This window comes from Rhodococcus sp. MurmanLake-1 (genome assembly GCF_056945715.1).
In genome coordinates this window covers 85,945-105,145 of the sequence record NZ_JBWZNF010000001.1, presented here as the reverse complement: position 1 = coordinate 105,145, position 19,201 = coordinate 85,945, and the positions used below count along the sequence as shown (strand labels likewise).

The 19,201-nt window shown below is 63.2% G+C and carries 17 protein-coding genes; 7 read left to right on the top strand and 10 right to left on the bottom strand.

The genetic code is table 11. From position 1 onward, the window contains the following. Positions 1-70: 70 nt before the first annotated feature. Positions 71-1,570 (bottom strand): depupylase/deamidase Dop, encoded by a 1,500-nt coding sequence (gene dop / locus AC2ETI_RS00485; protein ID WP_019748516.1) that lies wholly within the window; start codon positions 1,568-1,570, stop codon positions 71-73. A 58-nt stretch (positions 1,571-1,628) separates the two neighbouring features. On the opposite strand from dop, the gene AC2ETI_RS00480 reads away from it, so the two are divergent. Continuing rightward, entirely contained in the window at positions 1,629-2,186 is a 558-nt protein-coding gene (locus AC2ETI_RS00480) for an NUDIX hydrolase (RefSeq protein ID WP_483633439.1), read from the top strand. Positions 2,187-2,268: 82 nt separating this feature from the next. On the opposite strand, the gene AC2ETI_RS00475 is transcribed toward AC2ETI_RS00480, so the two are convergent. Next, positions 2,269-2,946 (bottom strand): TIGR00266 family protein, encoded by a 678-nt coding sequence (locus AC2ETI_RS00475; RefSeq protein ID WP_003944961.1) that lies wholly within the window; start codon positions 2,944-2,946, stop codon positions 2,269-2,271. 118 nt (positions 2,947-3,064) lie between these two features. Then, positions 3,065-4,840: a proteasome ATPase gene (arc, locus tag AC2ETI_RS00470; RefSeq protein ID WP_003944870.1), complete on the bottom strand. Its 1,776-nt coding sequence runs from the start codon at positions 4,838-4,840 to the stop codon at positions 3,065-3,067. Between the two features lie 195 nt (positions 4,841-5,035). Here arc and AC2ETI_RS00465 point away from each other — a divergent pair, with 195 nt between their 5' ends. Next, a complete protein-coding gene (locus AC2ETI_RS00465) occupies positions 5,036-5,560 on the top strand; it encodes a WKL family lipoprotein (protein ID WP_021344326.1) in 525 nt (174 codons plus the stop codon). Positions 5,561-5,624: 64 nt separating this feature from the next. Here the strand turns inward: AC2ETI_RS00465 and AC2ETI_RS00460 are convergent, their stop codons facing one another. Further along, positions 5,625-6,548, bottom strand: a complete 924-nt coding sequence (locus tag AC2ETI_RS00460) for a tRNA (adenine-N1)-methyltransferase (protein ID WP_007729892.1) — start codon at positions 6,546-6,548, stop codon at positions 5,625-5,627. Positions 6,549-6,686: 138 nt separating this feature from the next. On the opposite strand from AC2ETI_RS00460, the gene AC2ETI_RS00455 reads away from it, so the two are divergent. Together AC2ETI_RS00455 and AC2ETI_RS00450 are read left to right on the top strand one after the other, a co-directional pair. Further along, on the top strand, positions 6,687-7,577 hold the full coding sequence (locus tag AC2ETI_RS00455; protein WP_370627683.1) for a RecB family exonuclease: 891 nt from the start codon (positions 6,687-6,689) through the stop codon (positions 7,575-7,577). Between the two features lies 1 nt (position 7,578). Beyond that, on the top strand, positions 7,579-8,388 hold the full coding sequence (locus AC2ETI_RS00450; RefSeq protein WP_019748522.1) for a thioesterase family protein: 810 nt from the start codon (positions 7,579-7,581) through the stop codon (positions 8,386-8,388). 46 nt (positions 8,389-8,434) lie between these two features. Here the strand turns inward: AC2ETI_RS00450 and hisG are convergent, their stop codons facing one another. The 6 genes from hisG to metH form a co-directional block, all read right to left on the bottom strand. Further along, positions 8,435-9,286 carry an ATP phosphoribosyltransferase gene (gene hisG / locus AC2ETI_RS00445; RefSeq protein ID WP_003944905.1) on the bottom strand — a complete coding sequence of 284 codons (852 nt, stop codon included), beginning with the start codon at positions 9,284-9,286 and terminating at the stop codon, positions 8,435-8,437. 97 nt (positions 9,287-9,383) lie between these two features. Further along, the gene (locus tag AC2ETI_RS00440) at positions 9,384-9,647 is read right to left on the bottom strand and encodes a phosphoribosyl-ATP diphosphatase (protein ID WP_003944933.1); all 264 of its coding nucleotides are present in this window, start codon (positions 9,645-9,647) and stop codon (positions 9,384-9,386) included. Positions 9,648-9,706: 59 nt separating this feature from the next. Continuing rightward, complete coding sequence (locus AC2ETI_RS00435; RefSeq protein ID WP_229757176.1) at positions 9,707-10,567, bottom strand: pseudouridine synthase; 861 nt, start codon at positions 10,565-10,567, stop codon at positions 9,707-9,709. Positions 10,568-10,624: 57 nt separating this feature from the next. Beyond that, a complete protein-coding gene (gene trhO / locus AC2ETI_RS00430; protein WP_042951950.1) occupies positions 10,625-11,485 on the bottom strand; it encodes an oxygen-dependent tRNA uridine(34) hydroxylase TrhO in 861 nt (286 codons plus the stop codon). Positions 11,486-11,497: 12 nt separating this feature from the next. Then, positions 11,498-12,196 carry an HAD family hydrolase gene (locus tag AC2ETI_RS00425; protein WP_483633438.1) on the bottom strand — a complete coding sequence of 233 codons (699 nt, stop codon included), beginning with the start codon at positions 12,194-12,196 and terminating at the stop codon, positions 11,498-11,500. Beyond that, positions 12,189-15,758 (bottom strand): methionine synthase, encoded by a 3,570-nt coding sequence (gene metH / locus AC2ETI_RS00420; protein WP_020907816.1) that lies wholly within the window; start codon positions 15,756-15,758, stop codon positions 12,189-12,191. The genes AC2ETI_RS00425 and metH overlap by 8 nt, the downstream gene beginning before the upstream one ends. Positions 15,759-15,926: 168 nt before the next feature. Here metH and AC2ETI_RS00415 point away from each other — a divergent pair, with 168 nt between their 5' ends. The 3 genes from AC2ETI_RS00415 (at position 15,927) to AC2ETI_RS00405 (ending at position 19,170) form a co-directional block, all read left to right on the top strand. Then, positions 15,927-16,781: a PAC2 family protein gene (locus AC2ETI_RS00415; RefSeq protein ID WP_223257810.1), complete on the top strand. Its 855-nt coding sequence runs from the start codon at positions 15,927-15,929 to the stop codon at positions 16,779-16,781. After that, positions 16,778-17,938: an MFS transporter gene (locus tag AC2ETI_RS00410; RefSeq protein ID WP_070386257.1), complete on the top strand. Its 1,161-nt coding sequence runs from the start codon at positions 16,778-16,780 to the stop codon at positions 17,936-17,938. Before AC2ETI_RS00415 ends, AC2ETI_RS00410 begins: the two co-directional genes overlap by 4 nt. Before the next feature lie 146 nt (positions 17,939-18,084). Next, on the top strand, positions 18,085-19,170 hold the full coding sequence (locus AC2ETI_RS00405) for a helix-turn-helix domain-containing protein (protein WP_021344331.1): 1,086 nt from the start codon (positions 18,085-18,087) through the stop codon (positions 19,168-19,170). Positions 19,171-19,201: the final 31 nt, after the last annotated feature.

The following is a 19,201-nucleotide window of genomic DNA, read 5'->3' as shown; positions in this document are numbered from 1 at the left end:
TCGGACCTTCACCCTACCGAGCGGCACCGTCAGGTGTGGAGAGACGCGACGGCGAGCCGCATCGGCTGTTTCAGTGAGTGAGCTGATCAACCAGTTCCGCGGCGCTGTCAACGGAGTCGAGCAACGCTCCGACGTGCGCTTTGGTACCTCGAAGCGGCTCGAGGGTGGGGATGCGGATCAACGACTCGCCGCCGAGATCGAAGATGACCGAATCCCAGCTCGCGGCCGCGATATCGGCACCGAATCGGCGTAAGCACTCGCCACGGAAGTATGCGCGAGTGTCGGTGGGAGGGTTCGTGACCGCGTCGAGAACCTGCTGTTCGGTGACAAGCCGCTCCATGGAGCCGCGAGCAACCAGACGGTTGTAGAGGCCCTTGTCGAGTCGCACGTCGGAGTACTGCAGATCCACCAGATGCAATCGCGGAGCCGACCACGCGAGTCCCTCACGATTGCGGAAACCTTCGAGCAGGCGCAGTTTGGCCGGCCAGTCGAGGATGTTCGCGCACTCCATGGGATCGCGCTCGAGGAGATCGAGAACCATCGCCCACTTGGCGACGATATCGTCCGCTCGCGGATCACGATCCGCCTCGCGATCGAGGAACTTGGAGACACGTTCGAGGTAAATACGTTGCAGCGCAAGCCCCGTCAGTTCACGACCGTCGGCCAGCGCAACGGTCTTGCGAAGAGTGGGGTCGTGGCTGATGTGGTGGACGGCGGTGACCGGACGCGCCAGTTGCAGATCGGTGAGGTCGACGCCCGCCTCGATCAGGTCGAGTACCAGCGCGGTTGTTCCCACCTTGAGGTAGGTCGACATCTCCGCGAGGTTCGCGTCACCGATGATGACGTGCAGCCGGCGGTATTTGTCCGCATCCGCGTGCGGTTCGTCGCGGGTGTTGATGATTCCGCGCTTGAGCGTGGTCTCGAGGCCTACTTCGACCTCGATGTAGTCGGATCGCTGCGAAAGCTGGAATCCGGCCTCGTCGCCGGACTGACCGAGACCCACACGACCGGAACCGCAGATCACCTGCCTGGACGCGAAGAACGGCGTCAAGCCGGTCACGATCGAGGCGAACGGGGTGTCACGCGAGCAGAGGTAGTTCTCGTGCGTGCCGTACGACGCACCCTTGCCGTCGACGTTGTTCTTGTACAACTGCAACCGTGGGGCACCCGGCACGCTGGAGGCGTGCCGCGCAGCTGCCTCCATCACTCGTTCGCCGGCTTTGTCCCAGATCACGGCATCGAGCGGGTCGGCGACCTCGGGGGCCGAATACTCCGGATGGGCGTGGTCGACGTACAACCGTGCCCCGTTGGTGAGAATCATGTTCGCGGCGCCGATCTCGTCAGCGTCGATGACCGGTGCGGGCCCGCTCATTCGCCCCAGATCGAAGCCTCGGGCATCTCGCAGCGGAGATTCGACCTCGTAATCCCAGCGTGTGCGCTTGGCCCGTGGCACGCCCGCTGCGGCGGCGTAGGCAAGCACCGCCTGGGTTGAAGTGAGAATCGGATTCGCCGACGGCTCACTGGGTGAAGATATTCCGTATTCGACCTCGACACCGATGATCCGCTGCATGACACAAGAGCCTATGTGATTGCGGCGCGGCACCCACAGGCGTGGCACAGTTGGAGGAATGCACCAACCTCTCACCGCAGACCTGAATCCCGCGGACGAGGTAGTCGCCGTGTACGACCGGACGGGTAATCCGATCGGCCGAGCACCACGTTCCGTCGTCTACTCGGGTGGGCTCTGGCACGCGAGTGCGGGCGTCCTGGTTCGCACCGGGGACGGCTCCCGCATCTACGTCCATCGCCGAACCGACACGAAAGCGGTGTTCGGGGGCTATCACGACTGTCTTGCCGGAGGTGTCGTTGATCCAGGTGAGACGCCGCAGGAAACCGCGATCCGTGAAGTCGGTGAAGAACTCGGAATCTTCGGAACAGCAGATCAGCCACTCCAACTGACGGAGATCGCTCGAATCTCCTGGGACGGCGAGTGGAACAACTCTCCGTTGCGCTGTCACCTGTTTGCGTTCGAACTCAGATACGACGGGCCGATGGCACATCAACCCAGCGAGATCGCCGAAGGTTGGTGGTGGACGCCGAAAGAACTCGGCGCCCACCTGCAGGACCCGTCGTGGCAGTTCGTTCCGGACTCACGCGCGCTGCTGGCCGACTATTGCTGGAGCTGAACACCGCTGGAGTTGAACACCGCTGGAGTTGAACACCGCTGGAGTTGAACACCGCTGGGACTGAACACTGCTGCGACCGTGATCAGCCCGGGGTGATGGCCGAGAGCCAAGCAGCAAACGCGCTGGGGTTGCGGGTCTGCGCGAGAACGCGTCCGGGGCCGGTGAAGTCGAAGACAAATCCTTCACCGGACTTCATCGACTGAATGGTGCGCCCCTGAACGGCGCGCCGCATGTTGAAGTTCATCCCGAGGTCGTAGGCGACCACGTGACCGGTATCGATCGTGACCGTCTCGCCTGGCTGCAAGTCGATGACGTCGATCGCGCCGTAGACGGCCAGCACTACTTCACCGTCGCCACTTGCCCGCAGACCGAATCCACCCTCACCGCCGAAGAGGTTGGACATGCCTCCCCACTTGGACTCGACGGTCACGCCGTAGGAGTTGGCCAACCAGGTTCCACGGTTGAGGAAGAACGGGCGATCGGAGGTGATGGTCAGTGGGATCAGATCGCCGGGAAGCACGCCGGTCACGTCAACCCAACCACCTTGCGGCGGAGCGGTATACGTCGTGACGAAAAACGACTCCCCACTGAGCATCGACCGCTTGAGTCCCTGCAGGACGCCGCCCTGCGCCTTCGCTTCGAGAACTACGCCGGCGGAATGCGCGAGCATTGCCCCGCTCTCCACGCGCAGCGGTTCGCCGGGCGCGAGGTAGCAGCGAGCGACAGTGGACGACGGATTGTGTCGAAGATGTATCTGCACGGCGGGACTCTAAACCAGCGCGACCGACCGGTCCAATCGCAACGGAGGGAACGGCAGCGACGCACAGATCGGGCCGACGACTCCCGAGGAGTGGCCGGCCCGATCGGTGTTCGTTTCGCTACAGGTACTGGCCCGTGTTCGACTCTGTGTCGATCGCGCGGCTGGCACTGGCGTTCTTACCGGTGACGAGTGTGCGGATGTAGACGATCCGCTCACCCTTCTTGCCCGAAATACGTGCCCAGTCATCAGGATTGGTGGTGTTGGGCAGATCCTCGTTCTCGGCGAACTCGTCGACGATGGAATCGAAGAGGTGCTGCACACGCAAGCCAGGAGCACCGGTGTCGAGTACCGACTTGATCGCGTACTTCTTGGCGCGGTCGACGATGTTCTGGATCATCGCACCCGAGTTGAAGTCCTTGAAGAACAGAACTTCCTTGTCGCCGTTGGCGTAGGTGACCTCGAGGAAACGATTCTCTTCGCTCTCCGCGTACATGCGATCGACGACGCGAACGATCATCGCCTTCAAGCATGCGGTGCGATCGCCACCGAACTCGGCAAGGTCGTCCGCATTGATCGGCAGACCGTCCACCAGGTACTTCGAGAAGATGTCCTGAGCGGATTCCGCGTCGGGGCGCTCGATCTTGATCTTCACGTCCAGTCGGCCCGGACGCAGGATGGCCGGGTCGATCATGTCCTCACGGTTGGAAGCGCCGATGACGATGACGTTCTCGAGCCCTTCCACACCGTCGATCTCGCTGAGCAGCTGCGGGACGACCGTTGTCTCCACGTCGGAAGAGACTCCCGAACCACGGGTACGGAAGATCGAGTCCATCTCGTCGAAGAAGACGATCACCGGCGTCCCCTCGGACGCCTTCTCACGAGCACGCTGGAAGATCATCCGGATGTGACGCTCGGTTTCGCCGACGAACTTGTTCAGAAGTTCCGGGCCCTTGATGTTCAGGAAGTAGGACTTGGCGTCCTTGCTGTCCTGACCGCGAGCTTCGGCGATCTTCTTGGCCAACGAGTTGGCGACGGCCTTGGCGATGAGCGTCTTACCGCAACCAGGCGGACCGTAGAGCAGTACACCCTTCGGCGGCCTCAGCGAGTACTCGTGGAACAGGTCCTTGTGGAGGAACGGGAGTTCGACGGCATCACGGATCTGTTCGATCTGACGCCCGAGACCACCGATGTCGTCGTAGTGAACATCCGGAACTTCCTCGAGAACCAGATCTTCGACCTCGGCCTTCGGGATGCGCTCGAAGGCGTACCCGGCCTTGGTGTCGACGAGCAACGAGTCGCCCGGACGCAGTTTCCTGGTCGGAGAATCGGCGTCGTACGCGATGATGTCGGCTTCGGGGTCGGCGAAGACGGCTGCCAACGGTGCTGCGAGCCAGACGATGCGCTCTTCGTCGGCATGACCGACCACCAGTGCGCGCAAGCCGTCGTCGAGTACCTCACGGAGCGTGCTGATCTCACCGACCTGCTCGTAGGTGCCGGCCTCGACGATGGTGAGTGCCTCGTTGAGGCGCACCGTCTGTCCGAGGGCAAGGGTGTCCGTGTCGATGTTCGGTGAGCACGTCAATCGCATCTTGCGACCCGACGTGAACACGTCGACGGTCTTGTCCTCGTGTACCGAGAGAAGGACTCCGTAACCGCTCGGCGGCTGACCGAGTCTGTCGACTTCTTCACGAAGTGCGATGAGCTGCTGACGGGCCTCCTTGAGGGTGTCCATCAACTTGCTGTTTCGGATGGACAGCGAGTCCACCTTCGACTCCAGCTCACGCACCTGCTCCGGCGATTGTGCAAGTTGTCGGCGCAGTACTTGTGCTTCCACTCGTAGCGCGTGGAGTTCTTCTGCTGCCGCAACCGAATCCGGGTTCTCTGTCGAGCTCATGTGCGTCTCCTCCCAGTGCGATCCATCAACGCTACCGGCATAAGGCCCCAAGTGTCGCCAGACACGGTGCGCGAGTGCGAATTCACACGTGAGTACGGACCGTGCCGACTGATCTCGAGCCAGGTTTTGGTCATGTTAGCCTTGCCTACAAGATGGAGACAGCGCCTGTCTCTCTTTACAACGAAAGGTAACGCTGTGATCATCCGCAAGACTCTCATCAGCGCTTGTGCCGTCGCTGCCGTCCTGACCATGGGCGCATGCAGCTCGGACGACAACAAGGATTCGACGGCTGCCAGCTCGACTTCGGTCGCCGCCTCGAGCACCACGGCCAAGGCCTCGGCTTCCGCTACGACGCCTGCTGCCGCTGCCGCAACGGCTCCGACGGCCGAGGAGCTCAACGCTTCGCTCGTCGCTCTGATCGATCCGGCCAAGCCGATCGAGGAGAAGACCGCTCTGGTGGTCGACGGAACCAAGCGTCAGGCCAACATCGAGACGATGAGTGCTGCGCTGGGCGGTAACCCGGCCTACGCGATCACGTTCAACGTGGACAACGTCAAGGTCGACGGTCAGACCGCAACCGCAGACGTCGCCGTCGTCAGCCCGCACGGCGCCGCACCCGCCACCCCGTGGACCTGGGAGCTCGAAGACGGCTCCTGGAAGCTGTCCGACACCTCGGCATGCGTGCTCCTGGAAATGGGCCGCGCTTCCTGCACCGCATAACTTCCAGCTACGACAAGAGCGGCGATCCGGAATCCGGATCGCCGCTCTTGTTGATTTCGTATGACTACTTGGCTGCCGTGTTCGAGCCCTTGCCCGCGCGCCGCTGCGGCTTCGGGGTGACCGTTCCTTCGGCCAGACGACGAGCGCTCACGAGGAACGCGGTGTGGCCCTGCATCCGATGCTCGGGACGCACCGCCAATCCGACGACGTGCCAACCGCGCACGATCGATTCCCACGACCGTGGCTCGGTCCAGCATTCCTGCTCACGCATCGCTTCGACGACCTTCGAGAGCTGAGTAACGGTCGCGACGTAGACGATCAACACGCCGCCTGGCACGAGCGCCTTCGAGACGGCGGGCAGGACGTCCCATGGAGCCAGCATGTCGAGTACGACGCGATCGACCTTGCCGCCGTGCGCTTCCGGATCGAACTCCGCCAGATCGGCGATGGTCAGTTCCCAGTTCGGCGGACGTTCACCGAAAAAGGTCTCGACGTTGCGAACCGCGTGTTCGGCATGATCGTCGCGGACCTCGTAGGAGATGACCTTGCCCTCGGGTCCGACGGCACGCAGCAGTGAACACGTCAGTGCGCCGGAGCCGGCTCCGGCTTCGAGCACGCGCGCTCCTGGAAACACGTCGCCTTCGTGGACGATCTGAGCTGCGTCCTTCGGGTAGATGACCTGTGCACCGCGCGGCATGGACAGCACGTAGTCGACCAGTAGCGGACGCAGGGCGAGATAGGGCGTGCCGTTGACCGACTTGACGACGCTGCCCTCGTCGGCGCCGATCAAATCGTTGTGAACGATTCCGCCCTTGTGGGTGTGGTACTCGCGGTTCGCCTCGAGCACGATCGTGTAGTGGCGTCCCTTGCCGTCGGTCAGCTGGACCCGGTCGCCGACGCGAAACGGCCCCGACGGCCGCTTGCCCGGCGCAGTGAGATCAGCTTCCGGAAGCTCTTGTTCGGGAATCTCGGCGACAGCGGACTGCACAACCTCATCCACTTCGGTCGTGCCTTCTTCTGGTTGCAGCTCGTTCGCCATGCGCAGATGATCCCTGTTCGCTTGTTTCCGGTGTCCTCGCCACCGGCTCCGACGGAGTTGTCGGACCAACCGCATAGCCTGCCAGGTGTGAGCTCTGTCGAATTGCCAACCCCCACTCCAACGGGTGCAACATCACAGGAGCGCCCGCGTAGTCGGCCGGCGCTCTCTCCTTCGCGTGCGGGTGACTACAAGCAATGCCCCCTGCTCTACCGGTTCCGAGCGGTCGACAGAATTCCGGAAACACCTACCAGAGCCCAGGTCAGAGGCACCGTCGTCCACGCGGCCCTGGAAGCGCTTTTTGCACTCCCGACCGGTCACCGGGTTCCCGATCGCGCAGCCGAACTCGTCCGTCCCGCGTGGGAACGTGTCAGTGCCGAGTCTCCCGAGGCAGCTGATCTGATTCCGGAAGACGAGCTGGACGCGTTTCTCGGCGAAGTCGGCAAGCTCGTCGCGACGTACTACACGCTCGAAGATCCCACTCGATTCGATGCCGAGGCGTGCGAGGTCTACGTCGAGACCGAGTTGGAGAACGGCGTTCGACTCCGCGGCTTCGTCGACCGGATAGACGTTGCACCGACCGGTGAGGTGCGGGTGGTCGACTACAAGACCGGAAAGGCACCCCGCGAGTTCACCGAGTCCAAAGCGCTCTTCCAGATGAAGTTCTACGCGCTCGTACTACTGCGCACTCGCGGAATCGTTCCCGCGCAACTGCGCCTGATCTATCTGGCCTCCGGCTCGATTCTGACGTACGCCCCGGATCACGACGAGCTCATTCGATTCGAGCGGACCCTCTCCGCCATTTGGAAGGCGATCCTCGCGGCAGGTGCGACCGGAGACTTCAGACCCAAGCCTGGCAAACTGTGCGACTGGTGCGATCACAAGTCACTGTGCCCCTCGTTCGGCGGAACACCACCGCCGTATCCAGGTTGGCCGGACCTGCTGAGCACCGAACCTGTTGCTGCAAAGGAGAATTCATAACATGACGGACAGTTCGTACTACCGCTACCTCGGGACCACGGAGGAAGGGCACGAGCGGTTCGCGAGCACGCAGGCGACTGTCAGCATCTGGGGCCCGACACTGCAGCACGGTGCTCCCCCGTCGGCGCTGTTGGTACGAGCCCTCGAGCGGTGCGGTGCGCGCGACGAAACCCGTCTGACGCGCGTCGTCGTCGAGATTCTCGGGCCCATTCCGATTGCCGACCTCGAAGTCCGGTCGTGGATCGAACGCCCCGGTCGCCGAATCGAATTGATCGTCGCCGAGCTGTGGGCAACCACCGCCGACGGATCTGCCCGCGCGGTTGCGCGCGGTACGGCATGGCGGATGGAGACCGTCGATACCGGCGAGGTCGTCCACGTAGTCGATCCCCCGCTCGAACCCCGTGACAGCGGCACCCCGGGCGTTCTCGAGGGTCTCTGGAGCGTCGGCTACCTCAAGACCCTCGACTGGTCCTGGATTGCTCCGATCGGGTGCGTGGGAACCGGGAAGGTCTGGGCGCGCCCCAAGCCCGAGCTGGTCGAGGGCGAGAAGATGTCTGCCCTCGAGCGTTTGTTCGCGGTGGCCGACATCTCCAACGGCGTCGGCGCCAAGCTCGACCCTGAGCACTGGACGTTCCTCAACACCGATCTCACGGTGCATATCTTCCGTGTGCCCGAGGGCGAGTGGGTCGGTGTCGCCGCCGAAACCACGACCGGTCCGGATGGCGTCGGCATGTGTGCGGGAGTGCTCTACGACGAGCAGGGCGCCGTCGGCCGTATCGCCCAGACTTTGCAGATTCGCGCCCGTTCCTGATTTCCAGGAACGGGCGCGAATGCGCGTAAATCTTTTCAGACAGTGATCAGAAAGCGCGTACCGAGCGGATGTTCGACGCGAGGATGGCCTTCGCGCCGAGTTCCGCCAAGGCATCCATCACCTGGTTGTGCCCCTTGATCGGAACCATCGCGCGAACCGCGACCCAGTCGGGGTCAGCCAACGGCGAGAGGGTCGGCGACTCCATACCCGGAGTCATCTTGATGGCGTCGTCGAGGATGGTGCGCGGGCAGTCGTAGTCGATCATCAGATTCTGCTGCGCGAAGACAATTCCGCGTACGCGTTCGATGAGCTGATTGCGTGCGGGATCGTCCTGCGGAGCGCCGGTGCGCTCGATCAGGACACCTTCGGAATCGCAGAGCGATTCACCGAAAGCAACGAGGTTGTGTTGGCGGAGAGTACGACCCGACCCGACCACGTCGGCGATCGCGTCGGCGACACCGAGCTGAATCGAAATCTCCACTGCTCCGTCGAGACGGATGACGGTTGCGTCGAGTCCGCGATCGGTGAGGTCCTTGCGGACAAGGTTCGGGTACGACGTCGCAATGCGCAGGCCGGACAGATCCTCAACGGCCCAGTCCTTGCCTGCCGGTGCTGCGTAGCGGAACGACGAACGGCCGAAGCCCAGTGACAGACGCTCGGATACGGGAGCGCCCGAGTCGCCGGCGAGATCACGACCAGTGATGCCGAGATCCAGCTCACCGGAGCCGACGTAGATCGCAATGTCCTTGGGACGCAAGAAGAAGAACTCGACCTGGTTGGCAGGATCGAGGACCGTCAGATCACGGGAATCGGTGCGTCGACGGTAGCCGGCCTCGCTGAGAATTTCGGCGGCGGACTCGGACAGTGAGCCTTTGTTGGGAACTGCTACGCGCAGCATGGTGGATGTCCTTTCGGAAGGTGTGGGTGACGTGAGACGACATGAATCGGAAGCCCTGGACGAGCGAGATGGCGAACATCTCGCTGGTCAGCTCCGATCACAGATGTCGGTACACGTCCTCGAGGGTCAGTCCGCGACCGACCATCAACACCTGCGTCCAGTACAGCAGCTGGGAAATTTCCTCGGCTAGCTGCTCATCGCTCTGGTATTCCGCAGCGATCCACACTTCACCGGCTTCCTCGATGACCTTTTTGCCCTGAGCATGCACACCGGCGTCGAGGGCGGCGACAGTGCCGGACCCCTCGGGGCGAGTAGCAGCACGCTCGGTCAATTCGGCGAACAAGGATTCGAAGGTCTTCACGGGTACACATTCTTTCACGAGGACGGAAGCGGTTTGCACACGCCCACGAACAGCGGTGTTCACAGGCCTGCGTCGAGGCTGCGCGAACTCACGAACCTGCGAGTCTGCCCGGTGATCGGATCCGGGTATTCCAACGCCCGCGCCAACAATCGCAACGGAGTCGAGAAGTCGCCGGGCACCGCGGGAAGGTACTCGGGGTAGTAATTGTCACCGACGATCGGGACGCCCAGCGAGTTGAGGTGCAGCCGAAGCTGATGGGTACGGCCGGTCCGTGGGAGCAACCTGTATCGACCGAGAGTCCGGCCGGCCGAGTCGGTGATCGTCTCGATCAGTTCGATCGAAGTCTCACTGTTCGGCTCGCCATCGATCTCGGTAGCCGTCATCTCGCCGTGAACTTTGTTGATGCGGCTACGCACCGTGCGAGGGAAAGTCAGTTCCGGATCGAACCCTGCAATCGCCTCGTATTCCTTGACGATCCGCTGCTCGGCAAAAAGTTCCTGGTACGGCCGTCGTAAGTCCGGTGTCACTGTGAACACGATGACACCCGCCGTCATCCGGTCGAGGCGATGAACGGGCGCAAGGTCCGGAAGATCCAGATCACGACGCAGTCGCACGACGGCGCTTTCGACGATGTGCGCTCCCCGTGGAATGGTCGCCAGGAAGTGCGGTTTGTCGATCACGAGAATGGAGTCGTCGCGGTACAAGATCTCGATCTCGTGCGGAACCGGAATCTCGGGGGCCGGCTCGCGGTAGAAGTACACGAAACGGGTCGGCTGATAGGGCGTTCGGCTCGTGATCTTCCGCCCGTGCTCGTCGACGACGTCTCCGGCATTCACGAGGTCCGCCCACAGGTCCCGCTCCCCCGGGTGCTCGCCGATCAGATGCTCGAGGACGGTATGCGCCGACGACTCCGCCGGCATCCGCAGCCGGTCGGGTCCGAGACCGTTTCGGATCGGCAACGGAGCCTTGGGCACTGCTCAGTCCTGCTCGAGGTCTGGTGAACAACTCTCGCAGAGCAATTCGAGGGTGCGGCCGTCGCCGTCGATCCGATTGCGGTACCGCGGTGTCGGAGTACCACAATCGACACACACGCCGAGTGTCTTGGCTTCGGATGAGAACTCGATGTTCATCCGCTTGTCGAACACGTACAGGGAGCCGTCCCAGAGGCCGCGGTCGCCGAAAGTCTCGCCGTAACGGACGATTCCGCCGTCCAACTGGTAAACCTCGCCGAAGCCGCGTGAGCGCATCAGCGAAGACAACACCTCACAGCGCACTCCGCCAGTACAGTACGTGACTACGGCTTTGCCCTTGAGATGGTCGTATTTTCCACTGTCGAGTTCGTCGACGAAATCGCGGGTGGTGGCGACGTCCGGAACTACCGCATCCCGGAAGCGGCCGATCTCGGCTTCGAATGCATTGCGGCCGTCGAAGAACACAACGTCGTCACCGCGACTGTCGACGAGTTCGTGTAGTTCCTTGGGCGCCAGATGAACTCCGCCACCGACAACACCGTTCTCGTCGACTTTCAGCTCGTCGGGGGCTCCGAACGTCACGATCTCCGAGCGAGCCTTGACGCTGAGGCGAGGGAAGTCGTTTCCGAGTCCGTCCGACCACTTGATGTCAGCGGTACGGAACGGCTCGTAGCCACGCGTTCCGCGGACGTATCGCTTGACATCCTCGATGTCTCCGCCGACCGTCGCATTGATTCCGTGAGGCGAGACGATGATTCGGCCCGTCAGGTTGTTGGACTCGGCCAGGCTGTGCTGCCACAGCTTGATAGCTTCCGGGTCCGCCAACGGCGTGAACTGGTAGAACAGAACAATTTTCGGAATAGCCACAGCAAATCCCGCCTAACGTGCCGCGCTCGAGTGAACGTCGTGAAGATCGTGAATGGACAAGTCCACCAGAGACTCTCGAAACACGCGTCCAGGGCCGGCCGGGACATCGACCTCACACGGAACGACGAGCACCGCGCAACCCGCGGCGCGTGCCGACGCAGTACCGGTCGGCGAGTCCTCGATGGCGAGGCACTGCGCCGGCTCGAGTCCGAGTAGATGCGCTCCGCGCAGGTACGGATCCGCCGCCGGTTTTCCGTTGGGAACCTCGTCGCCGCACACCGAGTGGTCGAAGAATTCACGGCCGAGCATGCCGAGTGCCCGATCGACCAGTACTCGCTCGGTGTTGGTGACCAGTGCAGAACGCAGACCACCGTCACGCACGGTCGCCAGTGCATCGCGAGCACCCGGCCGCCAGGTCACGCCGTCCTCGAACAGATCGCCGACGCGGGTGTACATCCAGTCCTTCGCCTCGGCGACGGCATCGGGATGCTTCTCCAAGCCGAGGGCGTCGAACACCGTCGCCAGGGCGAAGGGGCTCGACGCACCGATGACAGCGATGCGTGTCGCTTCCGTCATCGGTCCGCCCAGGCGTAGGGACAACTCACGAAGCGCGATGTCCCACAGCTTCTCCGAATCGAGCAGGGTGCCGTCCATGTCCCACAGGACACCACCGAGGGTCGATTCGGATACCTCGGTCAACAACTCAGACATTGAAATACTTTGCTTCCGGGTGGTGCAGGACAAAAGCGTCCGTGGACTGCTCGGGATGCAGCTGCAGTTCCTCGGACAATTCGACGCCGATTCGCTCGGGTTCGAGCAACGCCACCAACTTGGCACGATCCTCGAGGTCCGGGCACGCGCCGTATCCGAACGAGTAACGCGCTCCGCGGTACTCGAGATCGAAGTAGCCGGCAACCTCGGTCGGGTCCTGCTCCGCGACGGTATGCCCCTCGGGAAGCACAAGCTCTTCACGAACGCGTCGATGCCAGTACTCGGCCAGAGATTCCGTGAGCTGGACGCCGATTCCGTGAACTTCGAGGTAATCACGGTACGAGTTCGACGCGAACAATTCGTTGGCGAAGTCCGCGATCGGCTGACCCATCGTCACCAACTGGAACGGAAGAACGTCCACCTGGCCGGTCGCTTCTGCTTCCTTACGCGAGCGCACGAAGTCAGCGATGCACAGGAAACGGTCGCGATGCTGACGCGGGTAGGTGAACCGGAACCGTTCAGGTGCATCCGGTTTCGGTTCGGTGAGCACGATGACGTCGTCGCCCTCCGAGATCGCCGGGAAGTAGCCGTACACAACCGCGGCGTGCGCGAGGATGCCCTCGGACGTCAGCCGATCGAGCCAGTACCGGAGCCGCGGACGGCCTTCCGACTCGACCAGTTCCTCGTACGTCGGACCGTCGCCCTTGCGCTGACCGCGAAGGCCCCACTGGCCGAGGAAGAGAGCGCGCTCGTCGAGCAGCCCCGAGTACTCGGACAGAGAGATTCCCTTGACGATGCGCGAGCCCCAGAACGGCGGTGTCGGCACCGCAATGTCGGTAGCGACATCGGAACGCTCCGGCAGGACGACGGGAACCGCTGCAGCTTTACGCTTTTCGGCGATGCGCTTGGAACGCTCGTGACGAGCCTTACGCTCGGCAGCCTTCTCGCGAGCAGCGATGGCCTCCGGGCTGTCCGGCGCCGGGCCGCCGCCGCGCTTGGTCGTCATGATCTGGTCCATCAAGTTCAGACCCTCGAAAGCGTCGCGGGCATAGCTGACGTCGCCCTCGTACACCTCCTGCAGATCGTTCTCGACGTACGAACGCGTCAGCGCGGCACCACCCAGCAAAACCGGGAACTGTTCCGAGACACCGCGAGAGTTCAGTTCCTTGAGGTTGTCCTTCATGACCACTGTCGACTTCACGAGCAGTCCGGACATGCCGATGACATCGGCCTTGTGCTCGATCGCAGCATCGAGAATGGTCGCGATGGGCTGCTTGATGCCGAGGTTCACGACGTCGTAACCGTTGTTACTCAAGATGATGTCGACAAGGTTCTTGCCGATATCGTGGACGTCGCCCTTGACCGTCGCAATGACGAGGCGACCCTTGCCGTCGTCGTCCGTCGCTTCCATGTGCGGCTCGAGGAACGCAACTGCTGCCTTCATGACCTCGGCGGACTGCAGAACGAACGGCAACTGCATCTGTCCGGAACCGAACAGTTCACCGACGGTCTTCATGCCCGAAAGCAGTGTCTCGTTGATGATTTCGATCGGGGACTTGACCGTCATCGCTTCGGTGAGATCGTCGTCGAGGCCGTTGCGCTCGCCGTCGACGATGCGACGCTCGAGCCGGTCGAACAACGGAAGTCCGGCGAGTTCCTGCGCACGGGACTCGCGCGCCGACGCAGCCGAGACACCCTCGAACAGAGCCATCAGCTTCTGCAGCGGGTCGTAGCCCTCGCTACGACGGTCGTAGACCAGGTCGAGTGCGGTTTCACGCTGCTCGTCCGGAATTCGCGCCATCGGCAGAATCTTGGACGCGTGAACGATCGCCGTGTCTAGACCGGCCTCGGTGCACTCGTGCAGGAACACCGAGTTGAGGACCTGCCGTGCCGCCGGGTTCAAACCGAACGAAATGTTCGAGATACCCAGGGTGAAGTGCAGTTCCGGGTACGCAGCCTTGAGCTGACGGATCGCTTCGATGGTCTCGATGCCGTCGCGGCGCACCTCTTCCTGACCGGTGGAGATGGGGAAGGTCAAGGCGTCGACGATGATGTCGGACTCGGCGAGTCCCCAGTTTCCCTTGATGTCCTCGATCAGACGCTTGGCGATGGCGACCTTGGTCTCGGCTGTGCGAGCCTGGCCCTCTTCGTCGATGGTCAGGGCGACGACTGCCGCGCCGTGCTCCTTGACCAACGTCATGATCTTGTGAAAACGCGATTCGGGGCCGGCGCCGTCCTCGTAGTTGACGGAGTTGACAGCGCAGCGGCCACCGAGGTGTTCGAGACCGGCCTGCAACACGGCAGGCTCGGTGGAGTCGAGCATGATCGGCAGCGTCGAGGACGTCGCCAGACGGCTGGCCAGTTCCGACATGTCGGCGGCACCGTCGCGGCCCACGTAGTCGACGTTGAGGTCGAGCATGTGTGCGCCGTCGCGGGTCTGGTCCTTGGCGATGTCCAGGCACTTCTGGTAGTCCGCGGAGAGCATTGCCTCGCGGAAAGCCTTGGAGCCGTTGGAGTTCGTGCGTTCACCGATCATCAGGATGCTGGCGTCCTGCTCGAACGGCACCGCCGAGTACAGCGAAGAGGTACTCGGCTCGTGGATCGGGGTGCGCTGGGCCTTCTCGACCTGACGGACCGCGTCGGCGACCGCGCTGATGTGCTCGGGTGTCGTACCGCAGCAGCCGCCTACGAGGCCGAGTCCGAACTCGGAAACGAAACCACTGAGGGCTTCGGCCAATTCGTCGGCGGTCAGCGGGTACTCGGCGCCCTTGGGGCCGAGCTGCGGCAGACCGGCATTGGGCATGACCGACACCGGCAGCGTCGAGTACTTGGACAGGTGCCGGAGATGTTCGCTCATCTCGGCCGGCCCGGTGGCACAGTTCAGGCCGATCATGTCGATACCGAGTGGCTCGAGTGCCGTCAGCGCCGCACCGATCTCACTGCCCAGGAGCATCGTTCCAGTTGTCTCTACCGTCACGTGCGTGATGATCGGCAACCGCAGTCCGAGTTGCTCCATCGCGCGCTGACTGCCGAGAATGGCAGCCTTCACCTGAAGCAGGTCCTGGCAGGTTTCGACGAGGATGGCGTCGGCGCCACCGTCGATCATGCCGAGCGCAGCTTCGGTGTACGCGTCACGAAGGACTGCGTACGGTGCGTGTCCGAGGCTGGGGAGCTTGGTTCCCGGTCCCATCGAGCCGAGTACGAATCGGGCCATGCCGTCGCGGCCTGGTCCCATCTCGTCCGCTACTTCACGGGCGAGAGCAGTGCCTTTTTCCGCGAGTTCGCGGATCCGGTGAGAGATGTCGTAGTCGGCGAGGTTGGGCAGGTTGCAACCGAAGGTGTTGGTCTCGACGGCATCGGCACCAGCGGCGAAGTACGCACGGTGGATGTCTTTGAGCACGTCGGGACGGGTGTCGTTGAGGATCTCATTGCACCCCTCGAGGCCGAGGAAGTCGTCCAGGGTGAGGTCCGCGGCCTGCAACATGGTGCCCATCGCTCCGTCGCCGATGACAACGCGCTGTTTCAGCGCATCAAGCAGGGCAGAGTTAAATGGGGCAGACATGCCGTCCAGAGTAGTGGGCGCACCGACAAGCTCTGGCCGTAGGCTGGGTGGGTGAGTCCAAGTGAGTTCCCCGTCACTCCCGACGGCCCGGTCGATTTCGACGATTCCGCGGCCTTCGAGAGCCCTGACGGCTTTGCCGTCGACAGCAGTGACCGCCTCGAGGGCGATATCCCTGTCCTACGTGATCCCATCCTCGTTGCAGCTTTCGAGGGCTGGAACGACGCCGGTGACGCAGCCAGCGGTGCGGTCGAACATCTCGAGCTGATCTGGGATGCCCAGCCGCTCGCCGAACTCGATTCCGAGGACTACTACGACTACCAGGTCAACCGTCCCACGGTCCGTCAGGTCGACGGTGTCACTCGCGAAATCGTGTGGCCGGCAACACGTTTGTCGGTCTGTTCGCCTCCCGGCAGTGAGAGCGACATCGTCCTTCTTCGCGGGATCGAACCCAACATGCGGTGGCGCAGTTTCTGCGAGGATCTGCTCGAGTTGATCGACCAACTGAACGTCAAGACCGTGGTCATCCTCGGAGCCCTGCTCGCCGATACTCCGCACACCCGCCCGGTGCCGGTCACGGGCACGGCGTACAGCAGCGAATCCGCGGCACGATTCAACCTCGAACAGACCCGATACGAAGGCCCGACAGGCATCACCGGAGTTCTTCAGGATGAGTGCGTTCGTGCTGGTGTACCCGCTATTTCGTTCTGGGCAGCGGTTCCGCACTACGTCTCGCAGCCACCCAACCCGAAGGCCACAGTGGCCCTCCTTCAACGAGTCGAGGATGTTCTCGACATCGAGGTCCCCCTCGGTGAACTCCCAGCTCAGTCGGAGGATTGGGAGGAAGCGGTCAACGAAATGACCGCGGACGACGAGGAAATCGGCGAATACGTGCGCACCCTGGAAGAGCGGGGAGACGCCGAAACCGACATCAGCGAAGCAATCTCCAAGATCGACGGCGACGCCATCGCCGCGGAATTCGAGCGCTACCTCAGACGGCGAGGCCCCGGCAGCTTCGGACTGTGAGCAAGAACACTCCAGAAGAAGGTGGAAGTACACAGCGCCCACTGCGCCTCCGGCTTCAACTGATCGCGCTGTACGCCGGCGGGTTCCTCGGCCCGTTCGGCGGCGGTGTGGTTGCCTCGATCCTCCCCGAGATCGGTGACGATCTAGGGGTCGGCCCGTCGGCGGCCGCCTCCTCCCTCACCGCGTACCTGCTCCCCTTCGCCGCTCTGATGTTGGTGTCGGGGACGCTCGGGACGCGGTGGGGCAAGGTCCGGACGGTGCGGATCGCATACGGCGTCTACGTCTTCGCGTCGTTGGCATGCTTCCTCGCCCCGACACTCGAGATCTTCCTGGCCGCCCGGGTACTGCAGGGCTCCGCGAACGCATTCACCACGCCGCTGCTGCTTGCTTCGTTGGCGGCCGCAACTCCGCAGGCTCGATTGGGTCGAGCCCTTGGAGCCTTCGGCGCATTCCAGGCCGCAGGGCAGTCGTCGGCTCCGTTGATCGGCGGACTGGCGGCCGAATTCGACTGGCGTCTGGCCTTTCTCGTCATCGCAGTGGTCGCGGGCATCCTGGGAGCCGTCGGACTTCCGAAGTCCGAAGCACCGGCAGCGACCACTCCCGCCCGTCTCCGCGATGCATTACGCCCCGAAGTGCTCCGCATCGGTATCGCTGCATTGCTCGGCTGGGGCGCCCTCGGTGGACTGAGCTTCCTGCTCGCCTTCCGCTTCGAAGACGAGTTCGGGCTGTCCCCCACCGTCCGCGGCCTACTGCTCACCGTCTTCGGCGTGGCCGGCATCCTCTCGGCCCGGCGCATCGGAATCCTCATCGATCGCATCGGCGCACGCTCCTCCGTGATGATCGGCGCCCTGGGCGGAGCAGTTCTGGTCTCCGTCGTCGGCCTCGCCGGCTTGGTGCCGGTGATCGCGATCGCATGGTTTGTCGCAGGCGTCGCGAGCCAGTTCGTCCTTGTCGGCGTCAACGCGGCGGTCCTCGGATCCGCGGGGCCCAATCGCGGAGGCGCCGTGTCGGTCGTCCAAGCGATGCGCTTCGGCGGCGCCGCTCTTGCTCCCCTGGCCCTGACACCGATCTACGACTCTTCGCCTGCCGCGAGCTTCCTGATCCCCGCAGTATTGCTCGCCGTCGTCGCTCCCCTGATCATGCCGAAGCAACGCTGATCGGTCTCGGCAGTTTCGAATTTGAAGTTGTGTAGGTAGTGAGTTTGTCGGCGAAAGCGACCACCGTTGTCGCGAGGCTGACAGGGCGAATATTATTCGGAGAATCTTGTGTTTCCGTCGTCGACAGATATTGATACCATTGGAACATGAGCGAATCTGAGTCGGAACCGGAACGGCCGATCGACATTTTTCGGCGATCGGTTGCCGTCATCGAAGAAAATTTGCCTCCTACCTGGTCTTTGTCGACGCAGCGCTCCCCTGACCTGTCCGAGGCTCCACTCCGACTCGACCTCCGCTCCCCTGACGGCTCGGTGGCCAAATTCGGCGTCTACGCCGCTCACGGTGTCCTGAGCAGCGACGTTCCCGGTATCGCCGATCGCTTCCCCACCGGTCAGCCCGGCTTCGTGTGCGCAAAATATCTCTCCGAGCCGGTCCGCCGGCAGCTCGATTCCCACGCGATCTCGTACGCAGACGCCACGGGCAATGTGTCGTTGACCGCTGATCGACCCGCCGTCTGGGTGCGTGGACGCGGAGCCGACGCCGATCCGTGGCGAGGGCCCGGACGTCCTTCCGGACAGTTGACGGGCGATCCGTCAGCTCGCGTCGTGCGTGCGCTTGCCGATTTCGCGGCGCCACTGGCGATCACTGCCTTGGTGCGCCTGGCCGGTGCGTCGACGGGAGCAACCTATCGGGTGGTTCAGACACTGTCGGATCGTGAACTGGTGACCAGGCTCCCCCGCGGTGGGATCGGTGACGTCCGCTGGCCGAAGATGCTTCGTGAATGGGCGGCCGAAGCCGGCGCCAAAGCGCCGACGCCTCACGGCTTTCACGCGCCGGACGGGTTGGAAGCACTCTTCGATCAACTGCGTCAGCTCAGCGGTCACATCTACGCCGGTACCGCCTCGGTGGCCGCGGCACCCTTTGCTCGGTACGCGCCAACTCGTCGTGCCCACTTCCATGCCGACAACGTCGATCAGTTCGCCGACGCTCTCGGACTACGGCGGGTGGAATCCGGCGGTGACGTGTGGATCACCGCTCCCCTCTCACCGTCTGCCTTCGACCGATTGCTCACCCGCGACGGCATCCGCATCGTCGCCCCCAGTCAAGCGTTCGCCGATCTGCTGGTCGGCCCGGACTCCGACGAGGCGGCGGCCGAGCACCTGCTCACATGGATGATCGAGAACGAATCGCAGTGGCGACGCGCCGCATCCCCTGCTACGGATCGCCCGTAGGAAAAAGAGGGGGCGTCTCTCGCCTACCCTG

Coding starts and splice junctions, on each gene's coding strand:
- dop (WP_019748516.1), bottom strand. CDS start 1,570: ATGCAGCGGATCATCGGTGTCGAGGTCGAATACGGAATATCTTCACCC.
- AC2ETI_RS00480 (WP_483633439.1), top strand. CDS start 1,629: ATGCACCAACCTCTCACCGCAGACCTGAATCCCGCGGACGAGGTAGTC.
- arc (WP_003944870.1), bottom strand. CDS start 4,840: ATGAGCTCGACAGAGAACCCGGATTCGGTTGCGGCAGCAGAAGAACTC.
- AC2ETI_RS00450 (WP_019748522.1), top strand. CDS start 7,579: ATGACGGACAGTTCGTACTACCGCTACCTCGGGACCACGGAGGAAGGG.
- hisG (WP_003944905.1), bottom strand. CDS start 9,286: ATGCTGCGCGTAGCAGTTCCCAACAAAGGCTCACTGTCCGAGTCCGCC.
- AC2ETI_RS00435 (WP_229757176.1), bottom strand. CDS start 10,567: ATGCCGGCGGAGTCGTCGGCGCATACCGTCCTCGAGCATCTGATCGGC.
- AC2ETI_RS00425 (WP_483633438.1), bottom strand. CDS start 12,196: ATGTCTGAGTTGTTGACCGAGGTATCCGAATCGACCCTCGGTGGTGTC.
- metH (WP_020907816.1), bottom strand. CDS start 15,758: ATGTCTGCCCCATTTAACTCTGCCCTGCTTGATGCGCTGAAACAGCGC.
- AC2ETI_RS00405 (WP_021344331.1), top strand. CDS start 18,085: ATGAGCGAATCTGAGTCGGAACCGGAACGGCCGATCGACATTTTTCGG.